Origin of the sequence: Sanguibacter inulinus, assembly GCF_013415325.1 — a bacterium.
GTDB lineage: Bacteria > Actinomycetota > Actinomycetes > Actinomycetales > Cellulomonadaceae > Sanguibacter > Sanguibacter inulinus.
This window is the reverse complement of record NZ_JACBYE010000087.1, coordinates 1-7,320: the sequence shown is the minus strand read 5'-3', so window position 1 is coordinate 7,320 and position 7,320 is coordinate 1. Positions and strand designations below refer to the sequence as shown.

The 7,320-nt window shown below is 72.3% G+C and carries 7 protein-coding genes and 1 pseudogene; 6 read left to right on the top strand and 2 right to left on the bottom strand.

Annotated elements, in window-relative coordinates; genetic code table 11:
* Window positions 1-540 (bottom strand): annotated as a pseudogene (locus tag HZZ10_RS18745) (hypothetical protein); the annotation flags it as partial.
* Window positions 541-702: 162 nt separating this feature from the next.
* Between HZZ10_RS18745 and HZZ10_RS18740 the strand changes: the two are divergent.
* Together HZZ10_RS18740 and HZZ10_RS18735 are read left to right on the top strand one after the other, a co-directional pair.
* The gene (locus HZZ10_RS18740) at window positions 703-1,554 is read left to right on the top strand and encodes a DUF1684 domain-containing protein (RefSeq protein WP_179914674.1); all 852 of its coding nucleotides are present in this window, start codon (window positions 703-705) and stop codon (window positions 1,552-1,554) included.
* The gene (locus HZZ10_RS18735; protein WP_179914673.1) at window positions 1,551-2,165 is read left to right on the top strand and encodes a GNAT family N-acetyltransferase; all 615 of its coding nucleotides are present in this window, start codon (window positions 1,551-1,553) and stop codon (window positions 2,163-2,165) included. Before HZZ10_RS18740 ends, HZZ10_RS18735 begins: the two co-directional genes overlap by 4 nt.
* Window positions 2,166-2,317: 152 nt before the next feature.
* Here HZZ10_RS18735 and HZZ10_RS18730 read toward each other — a convergent pair whose 3' ends face one another.
* The gene (locus HZZ10_RS18730) at window positions 2,318-2,857 is read right to left on the bottom strand and encodes a GNAT family N-acetyltransferase (RefSeq protein WP_056127565.1); all 540 of its coding nucleotides are present in this window, start codon (window positions 2,855-2,857) and stop codon (window positions 2,318-2,320) included.
* 232 nt (window positions 2,858-3,089) lie between these two features.
* Between HZZ10_RS18730 and gdhA the strand changes: the two genes are divergently transcribed.
* The 4 genes from gdhA to HZZ10_RS18710 all read left to right on the top strand — a co-directional run.
* Window positions 3,090-4,427 (top strand): NADP-specific glutamate dehydrogenase, encoded by a 1,338-nt coding sequence (gene gdhA / locus HZZ10_RS18725; protein ID WP_179914672.1) that lies wholly within the window; start codon window positions 3,090-3,092, stop codon window positions 4,425-4,427.
* Window positions 4,428-4,653: 226 nt separating this feature from the next.
* Window positions 4,654-6,123 (top strand): RNB domain-containing ribonuclease, encoded by a 1,470-nt coding sequence (locus HZZ10_RS18720; protein WP_179914671.1) that lies wholly within the window; start codon window positions 4,654-4,656, stop codon window positions 6,121-6,123.
* A 3-nt stretch (window positions 6,124-6,126) separates the two neighbouring features.
* Window positions 6,127-6,501 carry a sterol carrier family protein gene (locus HZZ10_RS18715; RefSeq protein WP_056127572.1) on the top strand — a complete coding sequence of 125 codons (375 nt, stop codon included), beginning with the start codon at window positions 6,127-6,129 and terminating at the stop codon, window positions 6,499-6,501.
* 172 nt (window positions 6,502-6,673) lie between these two features.
* The coding region (locus HZZ10_RS18710) for a TerD family protein (RefSeq protein WP_179914670.1) at window positions 6,674-7,320 on the top strand (647 nt) is incomplete at its 3' end.

Here is a 7,320-nt window from a genome sequence, read left to right as displayed (position 1 = left end):
GGGCAGGGGAGGCAAGGTCGCGACGGGCTCGGGTGCCGGGTCAGGCTGAGCCGGCTCGGGCAGGTCGTCCCACTCGATCACCGGTGGCTCTGCGGACGGGGGCAGGTCGACCGTCGGTGCGTCCTCAGGGTCGCCCACAGGCGCGTCACCGTCGGGTGCGTCGACCGGCGCCGTCGTCGACGCGACGCCCGGGAGCGCGGACGTCGGTGCGGCAGTCACGACCCCCGCAGGGCTCCCGGCCGTGGGTGGAGGTGAACCCGCCCCGATCGCGATCCCCGTCGAGACCACGGCGAGCCCGGCGACCGCTGCGACGACGAGGCCGACAGGACGGGCGACGACGCTCGTCCTCGCTGCACCGGCACCCCAGCGCCCGCCTCGGCCGGTGCGCGGGCTCGCGTCGTCGACCGGCGTGCCGTGGCGCGGTCCCTGCGCGGATCTCTCCGCCGGTCCCTGCGCCGGCTCGGGCGTCGGTCTCTGTGCCGCTGTGTGCGTCGAGCTGTCCGTCGATCTGTGCGTCGAACCCTGAGGGTCGGTGCTCACGTCGTCTCTTCTCTGCGTCTGATGCCGCATCCTGCCTACCACAGAGCGGGTGAGAGGCACAGGCCCTCGCCTGTGAACAAGGCGTGGAGGAGCCCTTCCGCTGTGCTGAGTCCCACACTCTGGACGCCCTCGCGGCGCGGTCCGGAGCGGCAGAATGGTGGGATGACGACGAGCACCAGCCCCGCGCCGGGCGACGCGGGCAGCACCGCGACGCCGAGCCCCCGCGATCTCTGGGTCGCGTGGCGCGCCGAGCGCGACGCCGGCCTGGCCGAGCACCACGGCTGGTTGACGCTCACCGCACTCCACCAGCTCACCGACGTCCCGACGGCCTACGAGCAGCTCCCGGGGCGCTGGTGGGCGGACCGCCACGGCATCCACGTCGAGGTCACGGCCGCCGACGGTCTGCGCGCGGGCGACACGAGCGCCGGGCGCGCCGTCGAGGACGAGCCCTTCGAGGGTGTCCACTCCGTCGACGTGTCCACGGCCGGCTCGACCATCGCCGCGATCGTCCCCGGCGACGTCGCCGTCGAGGCGGGCATCCGCAGCGGTCGACCGATCTTGCGGGTCCGCGACCCCCGTGCGCCCATGGCCACAGGCTTCACAGGCGTGCCGACCTTCGACTACGACCCGTCCTGGGTGCTCGAGGCCCCGGTCCGCTGGTACGCGCAGCCCGAGCCCGCCGTCGTCGGCGCAGCCCAGCCCGGCTTCAGCCACGAGGTCACCGTCACCGGCGAGGTCGACCTCGCCCGCGACGGCCAGAGCGTGACCCTGCGCCTCGTCGGCGACGCACCCGGCAGCGCCTCGCTGCTGTTCACCGACACGTCGGAGGAGACCCCGGCCTGGCGCTCGCTGACCGTCGACACCGCAGGCGAGACGGAGGGCACCGTCGTGCTCGACCTCAACCGTGCCTACGACATGCCGTGCGCCTTCAGCGACTTCGGCACCTGCCCGCAGCCCGTCGAGGGCAACGACGTGCCCTTCGCCGTCACCGCCGGGGAGTGTCGCGTCCGATGAGCACCGACAGCGTGATCGCCGGCGGCCGCCTGGACGGCCCGCACCACGGGTTCGAGGTCCGCTCGGTCCACATGAGCGACGCCCTGGTCCAGCCCCTCCTCGACGACCTCGAGCGCACCTACCTGCGCCTCTACGCGTCGCTCCTCGGCGAAGAGGTCCTGCGCGAGGAGATGGCCCACTACAGCCCCGAAGAGTTCGTGGCCCCCGACGGCGACTTCGTCCTGGTCCTCGACGACGGTGCCCCCGTCGCGGGCGGCGCGTTCCGCCTCTCGGTCGAGCCCGAGCTCGGTGACCCGAGGTTCTCCCTGTACCCGGAGGCCGAGCGCGGCACCGACGGGCGCACGGTCGCACCGACGGCCGAGCTCAAGCGCATCTGGACCCACGACCAGCACCGTCGCCGCGGCCTGGCCCGCATCGTGCTCACCGAGCTCGAGGACCGTGCCGCCGCTGCGGGGTACAGCCGCATCTACCTCACGACAGGGTCACGCCAGCCCGAGGCCGTCGGGCTCTACCTGCGGACCGGGTACACCGCGCTCTTCGACACCCACGTGGTGCGCACAGACGCAGACGGCCCGCTCGCCTTCGAGAAGTGGATGCTCCCACCGGTCTGACCGGGCTCGGCGCAGGTCGTCGACCGAGACGCTCGCGGACGAGGCGCCTGCCGACCGGCTCAGGCCCCCCACGGACTGCCCGCCTGCTCCGGGGTCCGTCGGTCTGCCCGCGGAGCACCGGTCCCCACACGGGCGCGCTCGTGCGGTGGATCTCAGCCGACGGTCTTGCGGAGGATCTCCATGCGCAGGTCGTCGCGCTGGGGCAGCCCGAAGCGCTCGTCGCCGTAGGGGAAGGCCTTGTGCTCGCCGGTGCGGGTGTACCCGCGGCGCTCGTAGAAGGCGAGCAGCTCGGTACGCGCGTCGAGCACAGTCATCTCGACCGTGGTGACGCCCCACTCGGCGGCCATGAACCTCTCCGCCTCCGCGATGATCTCCTTGCCGAGGCCCTGACCCTGGCCGCTCGGGCGCACGCAGAACATGCCGAGATACCCGGTCGTCGGACCTGTGCGGCGCACGTGCACGCATCCGTCGACAGCGTGGTCCGAGCCGTCGAGGTGAGCGGCCAGCACGACGCTGTCGGGGGCGCGCAGGTCGGCGAGCAGCAGCACGGCGTCGATCCGCTGCCCCTCGAGCAGGTCCGCCTCGGTGGTCCAGCCCTGGCGGCTCGAGTCCCCCCGATAGGCGGAGGTGACGAGGTCGACGAGGTCTGCGACGTCGTCTTCGGTCGCGCGGCGGAAGGTCAGCGTGGGCACCCGACCGACCTTACCCGCGAGGTCGGGCCGTAGGCAGACGCATGGGAAGACGCGTGGGCCGGCGCGTGGGCAGGGCCGTCCGCACGTGCTCGAGCGGGCCTCTCCGAGGTGTCTGTCCACCGGCCGAAAGGCCCCCCTGAGCACTCCCGCGCCGGGGGTACTCTGGCGACGCCAACTGGCACCCGCGTCCCAGATCCGCCGTCCGCGGCGCTCGACGAAGGAGAACCACCTGATGGAAGGCCAGCTCGCGCCCGTGTTCGACGAGGTCCTGCGACGCAACCCCGGCGAGGTCGAGTTCCACCAGGCGGTCCGTGAGGTCTTCGACTCTCTCGCCCCGGTCCTCGCGAAGAACCCGCAGTACGCCGACGCCGCCGTGCTCGAGCGGATCTGCGAGCCCGAGCGCCAGATCATCTTCCGGGTGCCGTGGGTCGACGACTCGAACCGCGTGCAGATCAACCGCGGCTTCCGCGTCGAGTTCAACTCGGCCCTCGGCCCGTTCAAGGGCGGTCTGCGCTTCCACCCGTCGGTCTACCTGGGCATCGTGAAGTTCCTGGGTTTCGAGCAGGTGTTCAAGAACTCCCTCACCGGCATGCCGATCGGCGGAGGCAAGGGCGGCTCCGACTTCGACCCGCGCGGGCGTTCCGACGGCGAGGTCATGCGGTTCTGCCAGTCCTTCATGACCGAGCTGTACAGGCACATCGGGGAGTACACCGACGTGCCTGCCGGTGACATCGGTGTCGGCGGCCGCGAGATCGGCTACCTCTTCGGCCAGTACAAGCGGATCACCAACCGCTACGAGTCCGGTGTCCTCACCGGCAAGGGAATCAGCTGGGGCGGGTCTCTCGTCCGCACCGAGGCCACGGGCTACGGCACCGTGATGTTCGCCCGCGAGATGCTCAAGACCAGGGGCCTCGAGCTCGAGGGCCAGCGCGTCGTCGTCTCCGGCTCTGGCAACGTCGCGATCTACGCGATCCAGAAGGCCCAGCAGCTCGGGGCGAAGGTCGTCGCCTTCTCGGACTCGACCGGCTACGTGCTCGACGAGGCCGGGGTCGACCTCGACCTGCTCCGCCAGATCAAGGAGGTCGAGCGCGGACGCGTCGACCTCTACGTCGAGCGCCGCGGCTCTGCGAAGCTCGTGACCGGCGGCAGCATCTGGGACGTCCCGGCGACCGTCGCCCTGCCGTGCGCCACGCAGAACGAGCTCGACGGCGACGCCGCGCGCACCCTGCTGGCCAACGGTGTCCTCGCCGTGGCCGAGGGTGCCAACATGCCCGCGACCCCCGACGCCGTCGCGGCCTTCCAGGACGCAGGCGTGCTCTTCGCACCCGGCAAGGCTGCCAACGCCGGCGGCGTGGCGACCTCGGCCCTCGAGATGCAGCAGAACGCCAGCCGAGACTCCTGGACCTTCGAGCACACCGAAGACCGCCTCGAGGCCATCATGACCGGGATCCACGACCGCTGCGCCGCGACGGCCGACACCTACGACCGTCCGGGCAACTACGTCGCGGGCGCGAACATCGCCGGCTTCACCAAGGTCGCCGACGCGATGATCGCCCTCGGCGTGGTCTGAGGCGACCGGCAGACCTTTCGAGAGGTCCGCCTCTCGACCCCCGGTCGGCCTCGTCGGCTACCAGATGCCCGCAGCTGGGGAGCGCACGCTCTCCAGCTGCGGGCATCGTGCGTCGGCGCCGAGAGACTGTCGAGGTCGCGAGCCTGTCCGGCGAGACAGGGATGCTCGGCCGTGCCTCCCTGTCTCCACCGGGTGCATCCTGCGCAGGTCGTCGTACAGTCGGTGGGTGCCGTCACGTCATCTCCGGCTGGACCTCCCGGCGTCGACCGTCCCCGAGCGGGTGCGGGTCGCCTTCGCGCGGCTGCGCTCTGAGCTCTCGATCCCCGAGGGCTTCCCGCCCGAGGTGCTCGACGAGGCGCGAGCCAGCGCCCTCCGCGACGACTACGCGGCCGAGCGCCTCGACCTGCGGGACCTCCCCTTCGTGACGATCGACCCGCCAGGCTCCAAGGACCTCGACCAGGCCGTGCACCTGAGCCGCTCCGGCGCGGGCGGGTACGTGGTCGACTACGCGATCGCCGACGTCGGCCGCATCGTCCAGGCCGGCGGTGCCGTCGACACCGAGGCCCAGCTGCGCGGCGTGACCTTCTACGCTCCCGACGGCCGCACCCCGCTGCACCCTCCCGTCCTCTCCGAGGACTCCGCGAGCCTGCTGCCCGGCGTCGACAGGGCCGCCGCAGCCTGGCGGATCGAGCTCGACGAGCGCGGAGAGATCCTCGACGTCACCGTCAGGCGGGCGCTGGTCCGGTCCCGTGCGCAGCTGACCTACACCGAGGTGCAGGACGCCCTCGACGCCGGGACGGCCGACGAGGTCCTCGTCCTGCTGCGCGAGGTCGGCGCGCTCCGCGAGGCTCGCGAGCGTGACCGCGGCGGTGTGTCGATCGACGTCCCCGAGCAGAACGTGACGCTCCACGACGACGGCACCTACAGCATCGAGCTGCGCTCGGTCCTGCCCGCGGAGGGCTGGAACGCCCAGATCTCGCTCCTCACCGGGATCGCGGCGGCCTCGCTCATGCGTGCTGGCGAGATCGGCATCTTGCGCACCCTCCCCGCGAGCGACCCGCGTGACGTCGAGAGGTTGCGTCGCACGGCGCTGGCCATCGGCATCGACTGGCCCGCCGAGGTCCCCTATGCGGAGCTGCTCGGCACCCTCGACTCCCGCATCCCGCAGGACGCGGCCTTCCTCAACGAGGCGACGTCGCTGTTCCGCGGCGCAGGCTATCTCGCCTTCCAGGGCCCGGTCCCCGAAGGCTCCGAGCACGCCGCGATCGCGGCTGAGTACAGCCACGTCACAGCCCCGCTGCGCCGGCTCGTCGACAGGTACACGACCGAGATCTGCCTCGCGCTGTCCTCGGGCGGCGGGGCGGCGGCCGTGCCGTCGTGGGTCGTCGAGGCGTTCGACGACCTCCCCAAGACCATGTCCCGCTCGGGCCAGCGCGCCTCGTCCTTCGAGCGGGCGAGCATCGACATCGTCGAGGCCGCGCTGCTGACAGGGGCGGTCGGGCAGAGCTTCCGCGGGGTCGTGGTCGACGTCGACGCCAAGGACCCGCGCAAGGGTCTCGTCGTCGTCGACGACCCGGCGGTCCGGGGTACTGTCACGAGCGGCTCGCGCGACCTCCCCCTCGGGGAGTCTGTCGAGGTCGAGCTGACCGAGGTCTCGATCGAGGACCGCAAGATCAGGTTCTCCTACGAAGGGTGACGCATGGCAGTCCGACGCCGCACCGACCCCGCGGTGGGCCGCACCGCCGTGGCGTCGTGGCGATCAGGTGACGCAGCACGGGCGACCGTGACCACAGCTGTGAGGTTCACCCTCGAGGAGATCGCCGACGTGGCTCCCGGTCACGCCGTCGAGGTCCGGGTCCCGCCGTGGGGCGCCGTCCAGTGCGTCGAGGGGCCGCGCCACACCCGCGGCACACCGCCGAACGTCGTCGAGACCGACCCGGAGACGTGGCTCGGTCTTGCGTGCGGTCTCGTCTCGTGGCACGACGCCGTGACCGACGGCCGGGTGAGCGCCTCGGGCGACCGCGCCGACATCTCGCACCTGCTCCCGCTCCAGGCGGTCCGTGACAGGTCGTAGTCCCCAGCTGCCCGGGGTGGCGAGGACGTCGACGCGACGAAGGTCTGCGGCGAGCAGGTCCCTCCCGGATCACCGCTGCCGTGCCCGGCTCCCAGGTGCTCCGTCCCACAGCGTGCGGCTCGAGCGGCGGTCAGGGCATCATGGCCTGGTCACCACACCGGACGGGGAGAACATGAGACTGGCACGCGGCGCGAACACCACCCTGGGCTCGACGGACCTCAGCATCGCGGTCTCGGGTGCCCAGACCGGGACCGTCGACCTCATGGCCTTCCAGCTGACCGACGCCGGGCGGGTCCGTGGTGACCACGACCTCGTGTTCTTCAACCAGCCCGCCTCGGTCGAGGGTGCCCTGCGCCTGGTCGCGGGGGACCGGCTGACCCTGTCGCTCGCAGGTGTCCCGCAGGACGTCGCGACCGTCGCCGTCGCCGTGGCGCTCGACGAGGGGACCTCAGGGTCGCTCGCCGCGATCGACGGGCTCGGTGTCAGCGTCCAGGCCGGCGCCGAGACTCTCGAGTGCCCCGTCGAGGGGCTGACGACCGAGCGTGCCGTCGTGCTGCTCGAGGTCTACAGGCGCCAGGGTGCGTGGAAGCTGCGCAACGTGAGTGCCGGCTGGGACGGCGGGCTGGCCGATCTCGTCCGTGAGCACGGGGTGAGCGTCGACGACGAGGTGCCCGAGGCTGTCGCCCCGCAGGTGCCGGTGGCTGACACCCCGCAGGTGCCCGTGGCGACGAGCGCCGCCGCGGGCCCAGCGCCCTCGCAGCCCGTCGCACCGCCACCCGCCCAGGTCCACCCGCCCGTGACGACGTCCCCCACGTCGCC

Excerpts from the sequence above, each read along its gene's own strand:
- HZZ10_RS18740 (WP_179914674.1), top strand. The coding sequence starts at position 703 with ATGACGACGAGCACCAGCCCCGCGCCGGGCGACGCGGGCAGCACCGCG.
- HZZ10_RS18735 (WP_179914673.1), top strand. The coding sequence starts at position 1,551 with ATGAGCACCGACAGCGTGATCGCCGGCGGCCGCCTGGACGGCCCGCAC.
- gdhA (WP_179914672.1), top strand. The coding sequence starts at position 3,090 with ATGGAAGGCCAGCTCGCGCCCGTGTTCGACGAGGTCCTGCGACGCAAC.
- HZZ10_RS18715 (WP_056127572.1), top strand. The coding sequence starts at position 6,127 with ATGGCAGTCCGACGCCGCACCGACCCCGCGGTGGGCCGCACCGCCGTG.